General features: G+C 58.2%; 14 protein-coding genes. 3 read left to right on the top strand and 11 right to left on the bottom strand.

Going from position 1 to position 19,236, the window contains the following annotated elements:
* Positions 1-425: 425 nt before the first annotated feature.
* Both DBAC_RS02215 and DBAC_RS02210 read left to right on the top strand, forming a co-directional pair.
* Positions 426-3,632 carry a DEAD/DEAH box helicase gene (locus DBAC_RS02215; protein WP_012805640.1) on the top strand — a complete coding sequence of 1,069 codons (3,207 nt, stop codon included), beginning with the start codon at positions 426-428 and terminating at the stop codon, positions 3,630-3,632.
* Positions 3,633-3,689: 57 nt separating this feature from the next.
* On the top strand, positions 3,690-4,067 hold the full coding sequence (locus DBAC_RS02210; protein WP_012805639.1) for a DUF2784 domain-containing protein: 378 nt from the start codon (positions 3,690-3,692) through the stop codon (positions 4,065-4,067).
* A 6-nt stretch (positions 4,068-4,073) separates the two neighbouring features.
* On the opposite strand, the gene DBAC_RS02205 is transcribed toward DBAC_RS02210, so the two are convergent.
* Together DBAC_RS02205 and DBAC_RS17545 are read right to left on the bottom strand one after the other, a co-directional pair.
* Positions 4,074-4,559 (bottom strand): NlpC/P60 family protein, encoded by a 486-nt coding sequence (locus DBAC_RS02205; RefSeq protein ID WP_050762022.1) that lies wholly within the window; start codon positions 4,557-4,559, stop codon positions 4,074-4,076.
* Between the two features lie 100 nt (positions 4,560-4,659).
* Positions 4,660-5,382 (bottom strand): NlpC/P60 family protein, encoded by a 723-nt coding sequence (locus DBAC_RS17545; protein WP_012805637.1) that lies wholly within the window; start codon positions 5,380-5,382, stop codon positions 4,660-4,662.
* Between the two features lie 136 nt (positions 5,383-5,518).
* Here DBAC_RS17545 and metC point away from each other — a divergent pair, with 136 nt between their 5' ends.
* The gene (metC, locus tag DBAC_RS02195; protein WP_050762021.1) at positions 5,519-6,679 is read left to right on the top strand and encodes a cystathionine beta-lyase; all 1,161 of its coding nucleotides are present in this window, start codon (positions 5,519-5,521) and stop codon (positions 6,677-6,679) included.
* Between the two features lie 30 nt (positions 6,680-6,709).
* Here metC and alr read toward each other — a convergent pair whose 3' ends face one another.
* From alr to DBAC_RS02150, 9 genes are all read right to left on the bottom strand, one after another.
* Entirely contained in the window at positions 6,710-7,834 is a 1,125-nt protein-coding gene (alr, locus tag DBAC_RS02190; RefSeq protein WP_012805635.1) for an alanine racemase, read from the bottom strand.
* Between the two features lie 29 nt (positions 7,835-7,863).
* Positions 7,864-9,198, bottom strand: a complete 1,335-nt coding sequence (locus DBAC_RS02185) for a trypsin-like peptidase domain-containing protein (RefSeq protein WP_012805634.1) — start codon at positions 9,196-9,198, stop codon at positions 7,864-7,866.
* A gap of 89 nt (positions 9,199-9,287) precedes the next feature.
* Positions 9,288-9,746, bottom strand: a complete 459-nt coding sequence (locus tag DBAC_RS02180) for an Hsp20/alpha crystallin family protein (protein ID WP_012805633.1) — start codon at positions 9,744-9,746, stop codon at positions 9,288-9,290.
* 69 nt (positions 9,747-9,815) lie between these two features.
* Positions 9,816-10,277 carry a hypothetical protein gene (locus DBAC_RS02175; protein ID WP_012805632.1) on the bottom strand — a complete coding sequence of 154 codons (462 nt, stop codon included), beginning with the start codon at positions 10,275-10,277 and terminating at the stop codon, positions 9,816-9,818.
* 5 nt (positions 10,278-10,282) lie between these two features.
* The gene (locus DBAC_RS02170; protein ID WP_012805631.1) at positions 10,283-12,595 is read right to left on the bottom strand and encodes a GspE/PulE family protein; all 2,313 of its coding nucleotides are present in this window, start codon (positions 12,593-12,595) and stop codon (positions 10,283-10,285) included.
* A gap of 99 nt (positions 12,596-12,694) precedes the next feature.
* A complete protein-coding gene (locus DBAC_RS02165; RefSeq protein ID WP_167320908.1) occupies positions 12,695-13,207 on the bottom strand; it encodes a response regulator in 513 nt (170 codons plus the stop codon).
* Positions 13,208-13,209: 2 nt separating this feature from the next.
* Positions 13,210-16,992: a response regulator gene (locus DBAC_RS02160; RefSeq protein ID WP_012805629.1), complete on the bottom strand. Its 3,783-nt coding sequence runs from the start codon at positions 16,990-16,992 to the stop codon at positions 13,210-13,212.
* A 70-nt stretch (positions 16,993-17,062) separates the two neighbouring features.
* The gene (locus DBAC_RS02155) at positions 17,063-17,434 is read right to left on the bottom strand and encodes a response regulator (RefSeq protein ID WP_012805628.1); all 372 of its coding nucleotides are present in this window, start codon (positions 17,432-17,434) and stop codon (positions 17,063-17,065) included.
* Between the two features lie 44 nt (positions 17,435-17,478).
* Complete coding sequence (locus DBAC_RS02150; protein WP_012805627.1) at positions 17,479-19,236, bottom strand: phosphate ABC transporter substrate-binding/OmpA family protein; 1,758 nt, start codon at positions 19,234-19,236, stop codon at positions 17,479-17,481.

Raw genomic sequence — 19,236 nt, 5'->3', positions numbered from 1 at the left:
TTGACGGCGGTCTCCCTTGGCGGCCTTAAAAGGGTCAAAGACTCCGGCAGCCAGGCGCGCCCTTTTCAAGCGCCGCCGGAAGGCCAAATGCCCTGCCTTAAAAAAACTCCAGACACTCCCGACGTCAATGTAGGTAGACATACACATGGATTATCATTGAAAAATATGTCATACGATTTTATTCAAGCGAAACGCTAATTCCGACCTGCCAAATCCGAATTCTCGCAACAACTTGGCACGTTAGCAATTTAAAGAATATTTTCAAAAAGATCTTTCCCAAATTGCCCCAGCTCTTGATAAAGAATTGTGATTTGTTTAAATGGTTCAATTGTGCCGTGCCGTGCTTCGCTACCAACGCTCCGGAAGTGACGGCGGGCCCTGACATATCACCGCGAGCAGCGGTTTTACGGAGATCAACCCAAAACATGTCCCACTCTGACGAAGCACGCATCCAGCGTATCGTGCACAATTTTTTGTCTGACAATATTCCTGAGCACATTCGCGACGGGGCCCAATATCTCATTGCCGACGGCGGCATACAGAAAATCGATATCCGACGGGACGAAGACTCCTGGGATGTGGAAGGGCAGATCCAGGGCGACGATTTCCAGACCTACTCCTCGGAACTGGGCATCAACCTCGACCAGGGCACCATCAATTCCTACTGCAACTGCCAGGATTCATTTTCCGGCATCTGCCGCCATGTCGCGGCCACGGCCCTGGGGCTTCTTTCCAAGCTCGACGTCAAAAGCGAAGTGGAGACGCAGCCCATCAAATCCGAATGGAAGCAAAGCTTCCGCTATTTCTTTTCCACCGCCCTGGAGCCGGAACCGGGCCATCATTATTTCATCTACCGCTTTTTTGCCGAGACCGGGCGGCTGCAGATCGAGTTCTTTCGCGCCCGTCAGAACAAGTCCGGACTGTCCACGGTCCAGAACCCCGTGACCCTGGAACAGATCATCCGCAACCCGGACTGGTGCGAAATATCGCCCGAACTGCCCAAGGTCTGCGAACAGATCGGACAATACCTGGACTATTACGGACACCGGGTGGAAATCCCGTTTGGCCTCATGACCTGGTTCTTTTGGGCCATCAAGAACGAATACTACCAGCTATGGGAAGAATCCGAGCAACCCGTGCGCATCGAGAGCACGCCCATGCGCCTGCAGCTGCGGCCCAAGTTCACGGACGATGGATTATCCTTCGACATCATGCTCGGCCGCGAGGGCAAGGTGCCCTTCTCCATCCTGAACCAGAACGTGTCCTTTTACGGCCACCTGCCCCTGTGGGTCTGTCTCAAGCACAGCTTCTACCCGGTGCAGACCGGGCTGCGCCCGAGCCTGATCCAGGAGCTCGTGATCTCTCCCCCGGTCATCCCGCATGCGGACATCTCCGAATTCCTGGACCGCGTCTGGACCCAGATTCCGGCTTCGGACCTGCACGGCCAGGAGGAATTCCTGGAACGCATGCAGCCCATTTTCGTGCCCGCGAACTACAATCCCAAGCTCTTCCTGAACGAGGAAGGCAGCCTGCTGACGCTCGAAGTCCAGAATATCTATGAGACCGAACACGGCGACATCTCCCTGCCCGGCCCCAACCAGGACCTGCAGACCGGCAGCTACCAGTTCGAGGGCAAATCCTTCCTCATCCGCCGCGACCAGGAGGAAGAGGAAGCGCTCTTGACCACCCTCATGGACATGAACTTCCAGCCCAGAAGCAGCGCCATGTGGTTCCTGGAACCCGAGGAAGCCATCACCTTCCTGCTCGATGCCTATCCCAAGCTGGTCGAGGCCTACCGTGTCTACGGCGAAAAGGATCTGGCCCGCTACAAGGTTCGCCTGACCCCGCCGAGCGTGGTGGCCACGGTGGAGACGCAGGAAGAGGACAAGTGGTTCAACCTGGAAATCAACGTCGAGTACGACGATATCTCCGTACCCATCGACAAGATCTGGAAGGCCTGGACCCAGGGCAAGCGCTATGTGCAATTGAAGGACGGCTCCTACACCAGCCTGCCCGAAGCGTGGCTCGAAAAGCTCGGACACAAGCTCATCGCCCTTGGCCTTGATCCGGAAAAGCCGCCCAAGAAGCGTTTCGAGAATTTCGAGGCTCCGGTCCTGGACAAGATCCTCGAAGACATCCCCGAGACCACTTCCGATGGATTCTGGGACACGCTGCGCGACAAGATCAACGATTTTCAGGAAATCAAGCAGGTTGAAAAGCCAAAGGGCGTGGACGCAACCCTGCGTCCCTACCAGCTGCAGGGCGTCAGTTACCTCAATTTCCTGCGCGAATACCACTTCGGCGGCATCCTGGCCGACGAGATGGGCCTGGGCAAGACCATCCAGACCCTGACCTTTCTGCAATACATGAAGGAGCAGGGTCACAAGGGCCCGAACCTCATCATCGTGCCCACCTCGGTATTGCCCAACTGGGAGCGCGAGGCGCAGAAATTCGTGCCGGACATGACCCGCCTGGTCATCTATGGCGCGCGGCGAGAAAACCTTTTCAAAAAGATCGAATCCTCGGAACTGATCATCACCACCTATGCGCTCCTGCGCCGGGATCTGGACGAGCTTCTCAAATTCGAATTCAACGCCGTCATTCTGGACGAAGCCCAGAACATCAAGAACCCGAACACCATCACCGCCCGAAGCGTTCGCAAGATGCAGGCCCGCTTCCGACTCTGCCTGTCGGGCACGCCCATCGAGAATACGCTCCTTGAGCTGTGGTCCCTGTTCGAGTTCCTCATGCCCGGGTTCCTCGGCTCCCAGGCGTCCTTCCAGAAGGGCTTCGTCAAGCCCATCAAAGACGGCGACGACGACAGCCTCGGGTACCTCAAAGCCCGGGTCAAACCCTTCATCCTGCGCCGCACCAAGAACGAGGTCGCCAAGGATCTGCCGCCCAAGATCGAGAACATCTACTACTCCGCCCTGCTGGACGATCAGCGCGATCTCTACTCCGCCCTGGCCAAGAAACTCAAAGAGCAGGTATTGCAGGACGTGGACGAGAAGGGCATCGGCCAGAGCCAGATCTCCATCCTGGACGCGCTTTTGAAGCTGCGCCAGATCTGCTGCCATCCAAGGCTGCTCAAGCTCGACATGCCAGGCTTCAACGCCAACCTGTCCTCGGGCAAGTTCGAAGCCTTCAAGGATCTGGTCACCACCATCATCGACGACGGGCACAAGGTGCTGGTCTTCTCGCAGTTCGTGCAGATGCTCCATATCATCCGCAACTGGCTGCACATGGTCGAGATCCCCTTCTGCTACCTGGACGGTACATCGAAGGACCGCTTCGAACAGGTCGACAAGTTCAACAACACGCCCGAGATCCCCATCTTCCTGATCTCGCTCAAGGCGGGCGGCACGGGCCTGAACCTGACTTCGGCCGACTACGTCATCCATTACGATCCGTGGTGGAACCCGGCCGTGGAAGACCAGGCCACCGACCGTACGCACCGCATCGGCCAGACCCGCCAGGTCTTCGCCTACAAGATGATCTGCGAAAACACGGTCGAGGAAAAAATCCTCAAGCTCCAGGAATCGAAAAAAGGCATCGCCGACTCCATCATCCCCGGTCAGTCGGCCTGGAAGAGCCTGACCCGCTCCGATCTGGAAATGCTCTTCGAAATCTAGAAACATCGGGGGGAGAGGCGCTCGGCCTTTCCCCCTTTCCCACTCGGGCAAGGTTTCATGGCCCACCTTCTCGCCGCCAACGCGGTTCTCCTCCTGCACCTTTTTTTCATCTGCCTGGTCATGCTCGGCGGCCTCATCGTACTGCGCAGGCCTTGGTTTGCCGTGGTCCATGTCCCGGCGGCGGTCTGGGGCGCGCTGGTCGAAGCCTTTGGCTGGTACTGTCCGCTGACTGATCTGGAAAATGCCCTGCTGCGCCGGGCGGGAGAGGAAGGATACGCAGGAGGGTTCGTTGCGCACTACCTGCTGGCCGTGATTTATCCTGACGGATTGACCCGCGAAACGCAGATAGTGCTGGCGGGCCTGGTCGTGCTGATCAACGCGGTGGTGTACGGATTGGTCTTGAAGAGAAGATCGGGGCGCAAACGGACGGGATGATGCACCTCAGGACAGGACGCGCTGCACCCGCTTGAGTCTCGGCCACCAGTAGGCGTCAAGGGTTGAGAGGGTCACCCCCCGGCTCGCCGAGGCGTGCAGAAATGTTCTTTGCGCCACAAGCACGCCGATGTGATCGCCACCCTTGTCCAGAAAATAGACCAAATCTCCGGGCCGCATCTCTTTGACTTCGACCCGTTGGCCCATCCGGCTCTGATCCCGGGATGTGCGGGGCAGCGTTACCTGAAACGCCTCCCGGAAAATCGCCTGCACCAGCCCCGAGCAATCCACGCCCTGCCGGTCCGTACCGCCGATTCGATGCCGCACGCCTTTCCATGCCTCAAACTGGGACAACAGGATTTCAGAAACCGACGCGTCACGGACAGTGTGCGGAGAAGGCGGAACCACGACAGGTTGAATCACGGTCTTGGGTGCGCAGCCGACCCCCAGAAAAAGCAGACAGACAAAGACCAGGAAGGAATAATCACGGGTCACGGGGCAACGTGATGCAAGTAATTTGCGGACAGTCATAGGCTCACGATTCCCGGTACTTTCTTGAGCGCGACGGGCAGGACATCCGCTTTGGGCTCAAGGCTCAGCCGCCGCTGGGGCGGATCACAAGCTGCTCATCGCTATCCAGAATGCGACGGACGCGCTTCAAACGCGGGGTCCAGTATTTGTCGAACTTGGACAGAGTCACGCCTTTCTTGCGCGAAGCGTGCAAAAATTCGTTCTCGTTCACGGCCACGCCCATATGCTTGCGGCCGCGATCAATGAAGTACAACAGATCGCCCGGCTGGATTTCGTCACGAGGCACGGCCTCGCCCAATTTGGCCTGTTCCGAGGATGTGCGGGGCAATTCCATTTCGAAGGCGTCCTTATAAATCGCCTGCACCAGCCCCGAGCAATCCACGCCGCGATAGTCCGTGCCGCCTAAACGATAGCGCACTCCACGCCAATCTTCGTACTGCGCAAGAACAATGTCCCCGATGGCGGGAACCGGCTCGATTTCATCGGACGTTGTCAGGGAAGAAAAATCGGCGGCGTATTCCGGGGCCGAGGTGGAGAAATAATCGTTATCACGGGAAAAGATGGTTGAATAATCGAATTCGCGATGCCGGACAGGCCCCGTGTCGTCATCCTGGCGCGCTTCCGATTGGGCAACGGGTTCCTGCATGACAGCCGGGGGACAGAAGGATGAGTCCACGTGCTTGGGCGAACAGCCACCCAGGGTGCAAAAAATAAAGAGAAGGAGCGCAAATCCGGGCAAAGCCAAAAACTCATTACGGGGGCCTTGCCCACCTTGCGGAAAATCCATAGCATTCCCTCCTGTGCTCATTTTCAGGGCGTTTCCTACACAAAAAAACACCCTACGTCAAAACGATTGCCACACGTTCATAACCGACCAAGGGTATCGCCGCTGCGGCATAAAGGCCCTTCAAGCGAGACAGTTCATGCATCCATCCACCAGGCTCATCCATGCCGCAGGCACACATGCGCCCACCGCCCGAACCATAAGCCCGGCGATTTCCAGAGGGTCGACAGTGCTCTTTGACAGCCACGCCGACTTCATCAAAGCCGGCCGGGGCGAATACGACGGGATAACATACGGCACCGACCGCCTGCCCCAGCAACGCATCCTCGAAGAAGCGCTGCGCGTGCTGGAAAACGCGGCCCTGACCCGCGTTTATCCATCGGGAATCAGCGCCATCAGCGAAACCCTTCTGGCCTTTGTCCGGGCCGGAGACGAAATCCTTGTCTGCGACAACGCCTACGGGCCGACCATCCGTTTCTGCACCGAGGTTCTTGGCAAACTGGGCGTGCAAAGCCGGATCATCCCACCCGACACAGGGGCGGACATCACAGACCACCTGCGCCCGCAAACCCGCCTGATTTTTCTCGAATCACCGGGTTCTTTAAGTTTTGAGATTCAGGATGTTCCGGCCATCACCACCATCGCGCGGCAGCGGGGCATCGTCACCATCCTGGACAACACCTGGGCCACCCCGCTGTATCTGAACCCCTTTGCACTCGGCGTGGACGTATCCATCCAGTCCGTGACCAAGTATATTTCGGGGCACTCGGACGTGCTCATGGGCTCCGTTTCGACCAACGGGGCCCACGCCGAAACCCTGGCCAGGGCCTATGCCGGGCGGGAAATCTACGCATCTCCCGAAGACTGTCAGCTGACCCTGCGCGGCCTCAAGACCCTGCCCCTGCGCATGAAAGAGCACCAGGCCTCGGCCCTGGTCGTGGCCCAGGCGCTAGTCGATCATCCGCTGGTGGAACGGGTGCTGCACCCGGCGCTGCCCTCACACCCGCAGCACGCGCTCTGGAGACGCGATTTCACGGGCTCCTCGGGACTCTTCGCCTTTACCTTCAAAAAGGAATACCCGGACAGCGCCCTGGGGCGTTTTGTGGACAGCCTCGAACTTTTCGGCATCGGCTACAGCTGGGGCGGATTCATGAGCCTTGTGACCACGGGCAGGCCCAAACGCGAGTTTGCCGGACCGCTGTCCGGAAAAACCCTGGTCCGGCTGAACATCGGCCTGGAGGATCCGGCCGACTTGCTGGCGGATCTGAACACGGGGCTTGCGCGCCTGGAAGACAGCTAAAACAAAAATCAAAAAAACGCGCCGACAAACCTAGTCCACGTACTCACGCGGATTCTGGCCCAGCAGACAAAACACCTCGTAGGTGATCGTCCCCCACCACCCGGCGAGCTCTTCGGCAGAAATGGCAGCGGGCCCCGCGCCGCCAAGCATGAAAATCTCGTCTCCCGCCGCCGCCTCCGGCACATGGCTTAAATCCACTGCCGTGAGCTGCATGCAGACCCGCCCAAGCACGGGAACCCGTTTGCCATGGATGAGCATTTGCGCCTTGGCCGAGAGCCCGCGCGAATAGTTGTCCGCATACCCGACAGCGACGATGCCGATACGCATTTCGGCAGGGGCGGTAAACGTTCGTCCGTAGCTCACGCTCTGACCGGCCGGTATGGTCCGGATCTGCACCAGCCTGCTCGAAACCTGCATGGCCGGTTGCAACCCGTGTCCCTTTGCCTCCCAGGGCGTGCCATGGAAGGGATTTGCGCCGTAAAGGGCAATGCCCGGACGCTGCAGGTCGTGATGCAACGCGGGGTGTCCGAAGATGGCGCCGGAGTTGGCCAGGCTGGCCCGCACATCCAGCCCCCGGGCATGCAGCGCCTTCAGAATGCGGGCGAATCGCCCGCCCTGTTCCTGCGCATATTCGGCCTGCCCCGGATCGTCGGCCGTGGCCAAATGGGAACAGGCCATGGTCGCCCGGACATGCTCCAGCCCGTCAAGGGTGTCCGCCACGCCTGCGGCCTCGTCCACTGCAAAGCCCAAACGGGCCATGCCCGTGTCGAACTTGAGCGCGACCCGGACCGTTGTCCCGGCAAGCCGTGCGGCCTCTTCCAGGAGCAGCAGCTGCTCGGTGCTGCCGACAAAAGCGACAATATCGCGCTCGCACACGCACGCATAGTCGGCCGTATCCAGAGGGCCGAGCAGGGAGATGACCTCGACCTCAGGCACGGTATCCTTCAAGACGGCGGCTTCGCCCACTGTTCCCGCGGCCATGGTTCGGGCCCCGGCCGCAAAAAGGGCCGCGGCTGCTTCGGGCAGCCCATGCCCATAGGCATCGGACTTGATGACCGGCGCCGGGTTCGTGGCGCGGGTGCGGATCAACCTGTAATTATCGACCAACGCCTTAAGGCGAATGCGCGTACGCACGTGATTGTACCAGATGCTCATGAAATGCTCCTTGAATGTTTACCCGCTTTTCAGACCCGCAGCCGCACATGATAGCCGCGCCCGTCCCGGGCCACGAGCAGCAGAACGGTGTTGGCCATGCGATAGCGCTTGAAGGCCCTGGCATAGTCGTCCAGGGACGTCTGCGCGTCTCCCGCCACCTTGAGCAGGATGTCGCCGCTTTTGAGCCCCAGCTGCTGGGCGGGGCTTCCGGGCCGAATCCCGGATATGAGCAGGTTGCCTCCTCTCGCCTCCACCGTCATGCCCCAACGCCGGGTGGCCATATCCAGCGCCTTGTCGTTGGTGAAGGATTGCAGCTTCACGGGGACCCTGCGTTTTCCTGTCTGTCCGGCAATCTCCAGCCGCAGGTCCTGGCCGAGAGTGAAATTCCTGAGTATACGCTGATAATGGGTGCGGTCATCGACGGTCACACCGTTGACCGACGTGATCACATCCCCGGCCTCGATCCCGGCCTTTTGCGAGGCGGCCTCGTGGACCTGCGTCACGAGCATGCCCCGCGTCTCCTCCAGGCCCAGATACCGGGCAATGCGCTCATCCACGTCCTGCCCCTCCAGACCCAGCCACACGGCCTGCACGCGGCCATGGCTGACCAGCTCGTCCACAACCCTTTTGGCCTTGTTGATGGGGATGGCGAACCCGATCCCTTCGGCCTCGGCATAGATGGCGGTGTTGATGCCGACAAGCTCGCCGGCCAGGTTCATGAGCGGGCCGCCGCTGTTGCCGGGATTGATGGCCGCGTCGGTCTGGATGAAGTCGGTGAACGTACCCTGCTTGGTCTCGATGGTCCGCTCCAGGGCGGACACCACGCCCGTGGTCACGGTATTGCCGAAACCGAACGGGTTGCCGATGGCGATGACCGTCTCGCCGATCATCATGTCCGAAGAATCGCCCATGGACGCCTGCGGCAGATTTTGGGCGTCTTTCAAATGCAGAATGGCCAGATCGAAATCCGGATCGGAGCCGACCAGCTCGCCGTCGAACTGCCGCCCGTCCAGGAGGCGGACCCTGATGGTCGAGGCGCCCTCGATGACATGCGCATTGGTCAGCACCAGACTCTTGCCCGCGTCAATGATCACTCCCGAGCCGAGGCTGCGTTGCTCGAAACGCCGGGTCAAATCCTGCGAACCGAAGAAATGGCGGAACAGGCTGTCGTCGAACATGGAGCCAAAGGGATTGATCTCCTGCTCGACGATGCGCGCGGTGTGGATGTTGACCACCGCCGGAGCAACGCTCTGCACGGTGCGCACCACCGGAGTCATGCGGATGCCCTTGTCGGCGGCAAAAGAAAAATGGGCGCTTACGAGCGCCCAGCAAAGCATCACGGCCAGCAACTTGATAATTTTCACGACAAAATCTCCTTGAAAACTCCGACGGCAGACGCGAACAGCCCTGAAAAAAAGCCTTTCCCCAGTTCTTTAGTCGCTCGCCATTATACTCATTCATCCATGGAAATGGGAATATTCCTGTTCACCGAGCGCCGAGCGAGCTTGGGGACCCGCACCTGCAAGAGGCCCGATTTCATGCTGGCCGCAACGGCCTGATCATCGATGTCTTCCGGCAGCTCGAAGCGACGGGAAAAGCAGCCATACGACCGCTCCATGACCTGAAAGGCCGCGCCCTCGACATTCAGGGGCGGCCGGCGTTCGCCGTAAACGGCCAGCTCGTTGCCGTGCACCTCAAGCCGGACGTCTTCACGCTCAAGCCCCGGCAACTCCACCAGGACAAAAAAAGCATCCTCGACCTCGATCACATCGGCCACGGGCCTGAATCTGGCCAGCCTGCGTCCGTTCTCGGCAAAAGGGGATGAACAGGCAGAATCCTCGACCAGACGCTGCATCTCTTCTTTCAAATCTTCCATCTCAAGCCAGGAATTCCAGGGAAAAAGCTTTGCCATAAATCACCACTGTTCACGTCGTTTGAAGCTTGCAACCACCAAACCGTCCGCAACGTTCGCGGAAGGAGTTCAAATGAAAAACAATGCACCCAAAACCAGAAGCGCAAGAATTACGAACACGATCCAGATTTTGCTCTTTTCCTCGTCCACGAACATCGCGCTGCCAATTTGCGAACTTTGGATGTTTTCACTCTGGGCCTGGGCAAGGCGACGCATTTCCTCCGCCTCGGCTTCGGCCTGCTTCTCATGGCCCAGCCCCTTGCGTCGCACCTCCTCCATGGCCAGGGCGTAGACAACGCCGCATTTGGGACATTCGAAGGGAGTCGCGAAATCTTCGTCACCGGCCTGTCTTTCATACTGACACTTGGGGCATTTTTCCAATCGCAGCTTGAGACTCGCAGGCATGACCACGGGCTCGGCCGCCAGTGGGGTTCCGGGCGCATCGGTGTCATCGACGGATTCCGGGACGCCAGGGGCCTGGGCAGGGCCGTCAAGCGCGGCGACTTCTTTTTTTTCAGAGCTGTTTTCCATTTTCATCACTCGGAGGTCGTCACTTTCTGCAGTTGCAGGATATCTATATCCCCTTTGAAAATCTTTGCTATCCCGTCCTGATAGAGAGTCCGCATGCCTTGCTCGATGGCCATCCGCGCCACCTCTTCCGACGGTTGTTTGCGGGCTATGGCCTTGCGGACTTCAGGGGTCGCCACGAGCAGCTCGTGAATGCCGATCCGCCCTCGGTACCCGGTCTGACCGCAACGTCCGCAGCCCTTTGCCCGGTAGATGCTGGCTGTGGAACGCTCGATCCCAAGCTCAGGAAAAAACTCCGCCCCGTATTGACTCAGCAGATACGCCCACTCCTCGTCGGAAGGAGCATAGGCCTCGCGGCATTGCGCGCACAGGGTCTTGACCAGGCGCTGGGCCAGAATTCCGTGCAGCGCTTCAGAGAAGTTAAGCGATTCTATGCCCATGTCCAGAAGGCGGGTCACTGTTTCCGCCGCGGAATTGGTGTGCAGGGTCGAAAAAACCATGTGTCCCGTGAGCGAAGCCTCCACGCCGATCTGCGCGGTCTGGAGATCACGCATTTCGCCCACGAGGATCACGTCCGGATCCGCACGCAGAAAGGCGCGCATGATGCGGGGAAAATCAAGGCCGATGGCACTCTCGACCTGGACCTGCTGCAGTCCCGGCTGCGTGATCTCGACCGGGTCCTCCACGGTCCAGATCTTCTTGTCCGGGGTGTTGATGCGCGCCAGGATGGAGTGCAGGGTGGTCGTCTTGCCCGATCCTGTCGGCCCGACGACCAGAAAAATTCCATGCGGCTTGAACATCAGGCGCTCAATCTGAGCCGCGTTCGCATCGCTTAAGTTCAGCTTCTCGAAGGGCAGGGCCTTTCCGGAGGTGAGCATGCGCAGCACGGCGCTCTCGCCGTGCACGGTGGGGAGCGTGGCCACGCGAAGCTCAAGCTCGCGCCCCTTGAAACGGACCCTGGCCTTGCCGTCCTGCGGCAGCCTCCGCTCGGAAATATTCAGGTTCGAGAGGATCTTGATGCGCGAAACCACCGGCTTGATGATGCTCTCCGGGACGGTCAGCACCCGCATGCAGGTGCCGTCGATGCGCATGCGCACCACTCCAGGGCGCCCCGTTCTTGAGGGTTCGATGTGAATGTCCGAGGCTCCGGTCTTGTGCGCGTGCATGATGATCTTGTTCACAAAGCGGACGGCGAGCTGGCGGCTTTCCTGGGAAATGTCCTCCTCTTCGACCTGCGCGAGCTCAAGGCCCTCGTCGGAGACCCCTTCCAGATCGGCCAGGGCTTCGGAGAGGTCGTCCCCGTCGTCATACTCGTCGAACTCCTCCTCATGTTCATCCTCGCGCATGGCTTCATAGGCATCGGCCATTCCTTGCGAGCCGCCGGCGGACTTCAGCAGCTGGCTGCGATCGCCAAGAAATGCTAGAATCTCCTCGGGCAACCCCACCTTGAATTCATATTCCTTCACGTTCAGGATTCGTTTGATCTCCTCGATCTTTTCGGAATCGTGCGGATTGTGAAGGAGGATCACGACCCGCTCGCCCTTGGCATGGATGGGCACCCACAGGTTGTTGAGCAGGTATTGGCGGTTGATGCCTTTGAGCATATGCTCAGAGACGGGATTTTCCTGGTAGCGCACAAACGGCGTCTGGTAATAGATTTCCAGCGATGCGCCGATGTCATCCGGGCTCACGCCAAAATCCAGCTGCAGCAGGCGGGATGTGGAAATGCCCTTCCTGGCCGAGCGCGAAACGGCGTCGTCGAGCTGCTCGCGGGTCAGAGCACCCTGCAAAACGAGATATTCGTACGGCCCCTTGGGCAGGCTGCGTTCCTCGAACATTTTCTGCCCCATGATGCTCACTATCAAACGACAAAAGGCCTCGTCCTCGCGGGAAAAATCCCCACCTTGCTTGTTCAGGAGCTGCAACACCCCCAAAAGCTCATTCTCGTGCTGAATCGGCATGGAGATCACGTTGCGCGTTTCAAAATCGACCAACTGATCGTACTGGCGGTCAAAACGCAGGCTCGGATGAATGGCCTCGAATTCCTCAGCTTCAATGCTCTTTAGGATAAAGGGTATCTGCGATTGGGCCGTGTAACCGACAAGGCTCGAAGTGGAAATGGGCAGACGCACTTCACGCGGCCTGCCGTCTTTCAGAACGAGGGCGAACAATTCCGAATGCTGCGCATCGCACTTGTACAAACGTATCTGCTCGACTTGAAAAAGAGCCTTCAAATCGGGCAGACATTTATTCCAGGCCATCTCAAAGGCCTGGGCCGCCTGAAAAATTTTCTTGATGTCGATCAGCTTGGACTTGAGCATACAACCTCGCTTTCACGGCCTGTCGGTACGGTGTGAACAAGAAACGGGACCGGGAAATGAGAATCCGGTCCCGTGAAACGGCAACTCATGGGCAAAAGATCAATCCAGATACGGGGAAGAAAAGCCATTGTTGTTCTGGCCTGACATCGCCCTTATTTTCATGATCAGCTCGTCGCGTTGCTGCTTGAAAATGTAGCGCTCCGAATGGCAGCGGATGCGGGCCACAAGGTCGGTCTTGTCCGGCAGTTTGACCATGTAGTCGTTGGCGCCCAAGGCAATGGCCTTCTTCTTGAGTTCCGGTTCCTCGCGGGCCGACAACACAATGAGGGGCACATCGCGAAAATCCTCGCTGCTCTTGAAAAACTTGACCATGGTCAGGCCGTTCACGCCCGGCATGACAAGATCAAGCATTATCACGGTAGGCTGAACACCAATGGCTGTTTCCAGGGCCTTGTCCGGTTCCTTGCAGTAGTGGAAGGTGATGTCCGTTTCCGAGGAGAGCTTGATACGCATGGCCTCCCCTATCAGAAACTCATCATCGATCAGCAGGACCGAGACCGGAATCCGGGTCACGTATTCGTCCACGATGGCATCAACGTCTTGATTGTACATGCTCATCCTTTTCGCTCCACGATATGTACATTTTCGAGATACTTGTCCATAATTTTAAGCAATTTCTGAACTTCATCCGCGTTTTTTTGCATGCCTGCCGTTTCAATTTTGTATCCGATGTGGCTTAAATAATCAAAACCATACGTGCTACCCAGGCCCTTTTGACTGTGCCCATGACGGCAAATGATATCAAAATTATTCTCCACCAATGCTTCCTGCATTTCAGCGACATTTGAATGCATGGTGTCCATAAAGAGGGGCACAAGCTCATAGAGTTCCGCATCGACCTCGACCGTATAGTCCTGCACGTCTTCAGGGATCTCTTCAGCCACCTCTTTGCCGGGTAATGCTTCCTCAATCTCTTCTTCGACCAGGTCGGCCTTTATCTCGTAAACGATATCCACCCGCTCAAGATAATTGCCCAGCGCCAGCAGAAGATCCGCAAGCTGCTCGGCATTCCGTGCTTCGGCGGCAGCCTGGATTTTCCTGCCGATGATGCTGATGTACTCAAAGCCATACGTGCTGCCGAAGCCTTTGTGGCTATGCCCGAAGCGCCGCATGGTCGGGTAGTCCTTCTGGGCCAGGGCCTTGCCCATAAGTTCCAGATCCTTCTGCATGGCGTCCATGAGGAATGGAATGAGCTCGGACATTTCCGGTGCGACGTGGACCACATAGCGCCCGTCCACCGGCGCGGGCAAATCATCATCCCCGATCGTTTCCCCGGAGGCCTCGCCTGTCTGAATCTTCGGCGTCTCGCCCGTGTTCATGAACACAGCCAGATGGTTGACCGCTTCGACGACGACGGACGCCTGCCTGCTCTTGGCCGCGCTCTCGATGATCTTGCCGGACTGGCTGATCTCATCCACGGCGTAGGTGCTGCCCAGCCCCTTCAGGCTGTGCCCGCAGCGCTGCATGGTGCCGAAATCCTGCGTGGTGATGGCGTCGGCGAGCTGTGCCTGAAAATCACGGACGGTGCGCAGGAAAAGCGGACGCAGGTCCTGAAGCTCGGGATCGATCTGAACCGGAGAATCCTGCTCATCCAGAATGGGCGTGACCTCCGTCACCAGCAGCGGTTCGGGTTGCGCGACCAGGGATTCGCGCTGCCCGGCAAAGAGATCGATAATGTTGATGAGCGCCTGCTTCTTGATGGGCTTGGCCAGGAATTCCGTACACCCCGCATCCATGGTCTTCTGCCGGTGCTCCTGGAAGGCGTGGGCCGTCAGGGCGATGATGGGCGTCTTGTATTCCCGCTTCTCCTGTTCCCAGGCACGGATGCGGCGCGTGGCTTCCAGCCCGTCCATGACCGGCATCTCCATGTCCATGAGCACAAGATCAAAAGGCTCTTCGGTGAATTTCTCGAGCGCGATCTTGCCGTTCTCGGCGTGAACGATGGAGACGTTGCTGCTCTTCAAAAAGAGCTCCACCACCCGTCTGTTCGCCTCGACATCGTCGACCAGGAGGACTTTCCAGCCCTTGTCATGGAAGTCCGTCATGCGTCTGCGCTGCGACTCGGACACCACCTCGTAGATCTTGTCGTGCAGGACGGCGTCCCGCTCGCTTTTGAGAATATACGACAACGGCCCGAAATCCGTCGCTTTTGGCAACCGCGCAAGACCCTCGGCGGTCTCAACCGCCAGGACAAGGTTGGCCACGGGGATTCCCTGACCAATGAGCAGATGCACGATCTCGATTCCCGGCACGCTGTCGACCATGGAATCGATGAGGATGGCCTGGAAGGTGAAATCCTTCTTGTGCGCGTTCAGGGCGTCGATCGCATTGGCCGCCGACGAACAGGAGACGGGCACAAGCCCCCAACTGCGCACCAGGGCAGAAATGCTTCCCCGGCCTTCCGGCTGGTCCTCGACGATAAGCAGGTGCGTGTCCGCAGGAATCTTCAGGCGGAATTCCGGCAGTTGAACCTTTTGATCGGGGGCGAGGGGCAGTTTGAAGAAAAACGTGGTTCCCTGCCCTGGTTCGCTTTCGACCCAGATCTGTCCACCCATGAGCTCAACAAGCTTCTTGGAAATGGCCAGACCAAGACCCGTGCCTCCGAACTCCCGGGTCGTGGACGAGTCGGCTTGCGCAAAACTCTCAAAGACGGTGCCCAGCTTCGATTTTGGAATCCCGATGCCCGTATCCTTGACCGCAAAGAGGCAGCACGGAGCACCGTCGTCCATAACGGACTCCGTCACGGACATGGTCACCCCGCCGACACTTGTGAATTTGAGCGCGTTGCCGACAAGGTTGATGATAATCTGCCGGATGCGGGTCGGGTCGCCGATGTAGCGTTGCGCGAGCCCTTCCGAGACCTTCTTTTCGAGCCGAAGCGCCTTCTCCTCCGCCCGATAGACAAAAAGCTTGTTCACGTCGTCCACAAGCTCCCGCAGATTGAACGGGATGGATTCGAGCTTGATCTGACCGACCTCTATCTTGGAAAAATCAAGGATGTCGTTGATGATGCCCAGCAGAAGCTCGCCTGCGGAACTGAAGGTCTTGACGTATTCCTGCTGGTCCTCGTTCAGGCTCGTCTCCTGCAGCATCTCGGCCATGCCCAGAATCGCATTCATGGGGGTGCGGATCTCGTGGCTCATCCTGGCCAGAAATTCGCTCTTGGAACGGGTGGCCTTGTCGGCCTGGTCCTTGGCCACGCGCAGGTCTTCGGCGTGCTGCCGCAAGAGTTCGCTGGCCTTTTTGCGATCGGAGATGTCCTCGATGACGAATATGACGCCCCGGCTCAAATCCTGCGGGTCAATGGCCTTGGCGGAGACCTGGCTCCAGAAGACGCTGCCGTCCTTCCTGCGGAACTGGTATTCCAGCTGGGCTATCTCCCGCTCGGCCAGCCGGTTGAAGAATTTCTCGCTGAATTCATCAAAATTCCTGCCGGAGACATGAAACTTCTCGGGGCTGATCAGAGGTATTTCCGCCACCGAATAGCCGAAAATAGTCGCAAATCTTCGATTCGCCCGGATCACTTTATGGTCGGAGCTTAAAACCGAAATGCCGACCAGCGAGTTGTCGAAAATGGCTTGCAGTTCATGGTAGGCGTTGTTCAAATCCTCTGTGCGCGCGTCGACCTTCTCTTCCAGGCTCTTGTAGAGCTCTTTCAAGCTTTGGCTCATGATGTTGAATCCGTGAGCCAGAACCCCGAGTTCATCCCGGCGCTGATCCAGATTGGTGGTCACGAACTCGCCTCGCGACAGGCTCTGGGTGAGAATGGAGAGATTGACGACCGGAAGAATGAGCAGGCGGTTCAAAAAGACGTACAGAAAAAGCGCAATCACGCCGAGCACCACGGCAAAAGCGGCCACGAGACGGATGGTGGTCGCCTGCACTTCCTGACGCGCCTTGTCGATGAACATGCCCAGCTTGACCTGGCCGATGCTTTTTCCTCCGGCCAGGATGTCGTGGCTGACCACGCTCACGTCCCGGGAACTGTACGCGCTCATGAGATCGTCCCTGGTCAGCCCGACCCGGACCTCGCCTGTGAGGAAGGATTTCCCCAAGGGGTCGACGATCTGACAATACGCGACAAGCGGAGAATACTCGGCCTTGATCGCCAATTCCTCCAGCAGGTAGAGGCTTTCCCTCTGGATGGCGGGCACGCTTGCCTGGGCGACCATCTCCGCCTGTTCCTGGCCCTGCCTGCGAATGTCGTTTATGAGGAAATCGAGTTGCGTGACATAGATGAAATACCCCAATGCAAAAAAGCATATCGCCAGAATGAATTGAATTCCAAGATGTATCTTGAACTGGAGCAGATTAAAAAATGCTTTTTTTCTTTCCATATCCTACTCGTGCTGTAGCCGCCGACGGCAAGGGCAAAGGTTCATGAGATTTCGTCCACCAGAATAGGCCTCAGGGCAAGGCCAACACCGTCTGCACGGCATCAAGCAGGTCTTCGCGCTTGATGGGTTTGCTCAGACACTGTTTTGCGCCCATGAGCCGTGCCCATTTCAAATAGTCCGTGGCACCGCCCCTGCCTCCCGCGGACATGGCGATAATGCGAATGCAGCTGTTTTCCTTGCGCAATTCGCGAATGATCTGAATTCCTTCCTTGTCCGGCATGATGAGATCGGTGATGACCAGATCAAAATCCTGAGATCGGTACAATTTAAGCCCTTCCTCGCCATCCGAGGCCTGCACGACATTGTAGCCGGCGGAAATCAGGATCTTGGCCAGGGCCAGACACATGAGTTTATCGTCATCGATGACAAGTATATTCTGCATGACCGCCTTTTGTCCGGAATCGGAGCTATGGGGATGAGGTTGCGTCATTTCAGCCATATCTCCACACGTCGGTTTTTTTCTCTTCCAGCGCGGATATCGTTGCGCTCTATTGCGCCCTCTTCACCCGCGGCCAGGACAACGACATCCTGCAGCCCTCTCTTCCTGAACGCCTCGGCGACAGCTTCCGCCCTTTTGCGGGAAACTGCCAGATTGGACGCATAGGCGCCTACGGAGTCCGAATAGCCGACCAGAACGATCGTCTTTCCCGAATTTTTCGGTTCTTTCATCATGGCCACGATTCGCGCCAGATCTCTGCCGCCCTGTTCATCCAAACTGAGGTTTCCCGTCTCGAAGTTAAACACAAACGGCAGCTTTTGCGCCCCGTACACGCCGTCGAGGTAGTCTTGCAGAACCTCCCTGCGAACGTTCTCGGGCACCGCCTCGCCGTCAAACTGGACCAGGGGCGGAAGCGAGGTCAGCGCAGGGGCTTTTAAAACGGGAGCAGGCTCCGATCCAAGCGTCTGCGCAAAAGAGGACCCTGGGCCGTCAAGCGGCGCGTCCCGATCTGCGACACTGGCATCGCCTTCGACCTCACTGTTTTTCACGAAGCCGAATTTCTTGACTATGTCCTGACCTACGGCACCCAGGGCGACGCGAACGAAGTCACGGGCGTAAATATTGTCCGTCGTGGCCTTGTGATAGAGGTACATATTCCGCACGGCCGGGTAGGTCACAGTGCGAATGGACGCAGCCGTGGGCGCCACCGCCTCGGAGTCCGCGCCCGGCTTGAGCGGCATTTCACGGCACTGGCCGGCCATCGTGATACTGCCGAACCCGACCGCCCACGGGTCTTGAGAGACGAGTTCGGGCAGCAGGTCATGGGTGTCGACAACGCGGGCCGAGGAAACGAAATCTTTCCCGCTCAAAAAAAAGTCCTTCACAAAACGGCGGGTTGCAAAATTTTCCTGCAAGACAAACACCTTGATCGGAGCGGCCGGACCTCCAACCTGCTCCCAGTTTGATATCTCGCCGGAAAAAATGCCTCCCACCTGCTCGACAGTCAGGGCCGGCACGGGATTGTCCTTGTGCACCAGCACCGTCACCGCGTCCATGCCAAGCTTGTGCTCACTCTGCGCCGTTATGACGCCCTCGCCAAAAATCTTGGCGTCCACCGCAGAGATCCTGTGGGTGGCCATTGCGATGTCGCTGGCTCCGGCCTTGAGCGCCGAGAACCCGGAGGCCGTTCCCTGACCGGCTATCTCAATGGTGCGAATCTCCCTGGCAGCGTAAAAAATCCCTTCCACTGTCATTTCATCAGCGCTTTTCCCAGGAATTTTACGAACTTCATTGGCTCCGATGTTCAGCAGATACAATTCTGCCAGCTCCGGCACAAGCCGACTGGCCAGCGTGCTCGCGCCCGTCAGGGTCAGGATGGTCTGCGTGGAGTATTGGACGGGCTTGTAGACGCCCTCGACCTCGGCTCCGGTTTCGTCTTTTTTGAGCACGACGGGAGGAGGGGTTTCCCAGCCGGGAATCGGCTTGAATTCGACCCGATAAAGATTACCCGCCGCGTGAAAGTCACCGGCTCCGTGCCATTGGCTGAGCAGTCTCCACTGCCCTCCTGCGACGGCGGCTTCCTGCGGAAAAATGGACACGCGTTCGACCGGATGAACCGAGCCGAGCGTCAACAGGTCCGGTCTGAGAAAAAACGTAACAGCCGCCCCCATGAGAGCAATGGCCATCAAGGCCAGGAAAAAACCCACAATTTTTCCAGACGATCCAGATCCGTCCCTGTCAGCCAT

Origin of the sequence: Desulfomicrobium baculatum DSM 4028, from assembly GCF_000023225.1 — a bacterium.
Lineage (GTDB): Bacteria > Desulfobacterota > Desulfovibrionia > Desulfovibrionales > Desulfomicrobiaceae > Desulfomicrobium > Desulfomicrobium baculatum.
This window is presented reverse-complemented; position numbering and strand designations above follow the sequence as displayed.

What these genes read in the sequence shown, in the direction of transcription:
- DBAC_RS02215 (WP_012805640.1), top strand. Translation starts at nt 426, where the DNA reads ATGTCCCACTCTGACGAAGCACGCATCCAGCGTATCGTGCACAATTTT.
- DBAC_RS02210 (WP_012805639.1), top strand. Translation starts at nt 3,690, where the DNA reads ATGGCCCACCTTCTCGCCGCCAACGCGGTTCTCCTCCTGCACCTTTTT.
- DBAC_RS17545 (WP_012805637.1), bottom strand. Translation starts at nt 5,382, where the DNA reads ATGGATTTTCCGCAAGGTGGGCAAGGCCCCCGTAATGAGTTTTTGGCT.
- metC (WP_050762021.1), top strand. Translation starts at nt 5,519, where the DNA reads ATGCATCCATCCACCAGGCTCATCCATGCCGCAGGCACACATGCGCCC.
- alr (WP_012805635.1), bottom strand. Translation starts at nt 7,834, where the DNA reads ATGAGCATCTGGTACAATCACGTGCGTACGCGCATTCGCCTTAAGGCG.
- DBAC_RS02180 (WP_012805633.1), bottom strand. Translation starts at nt 9,746, where the DNA reads ATGGCAAAGCTTTTTCCCTGGAATTCCTGGCTTGAGATGGAAGATTTG.
- DBAC_RS02175 (WP_012805632.1), bottom strand. Translation starts at nt 10,277, where the DNA reads ATGGAAAACAGCTCTGAAAAAAAAGAAGTCGCCGCGCTTGACGGCCCT.
- DBAC_RS02170 (WP_012805631.1), bottom strand. Translation starts at nt 12,595, where the DNA reads ATGCTCAAGTCCAAGCTGATCGACATCAAGAAAATTTTTCAGGCGGCC.
- DBAC_RS02165 (WP_167320908.1), bottom strand. Translation starts at nt 13,207, where the DNA reads ATGTACAATCAAGACGTTGATGCCATCGTGGACGAATACGTGACCCGG.
- DBAC_RS02160 (WP_012805629.1), bottom strand. Translation starts at nt 16,992, where the DNA reads ATGGAAAGAAAAAAAGCATTTTTTAATCTGCTCCAGTTCAAGATACAT.
- DBAC_RS02155 (WP_012805628.1), bottom strand. Translation starts at nt 17,434, where the DNA reads ATGCAGAATATACTTGTCATCGATGACGATAAACTCATGTGTCTGGCC.
- DBAC_RS02150 (WP_012805627.1), bottom strand. Translation starts at nt 19,236, where the DNA reads ATGGCTGACAGGGACGGATCTGGATCGTCTGGAAAAATTGTGGGTTTT.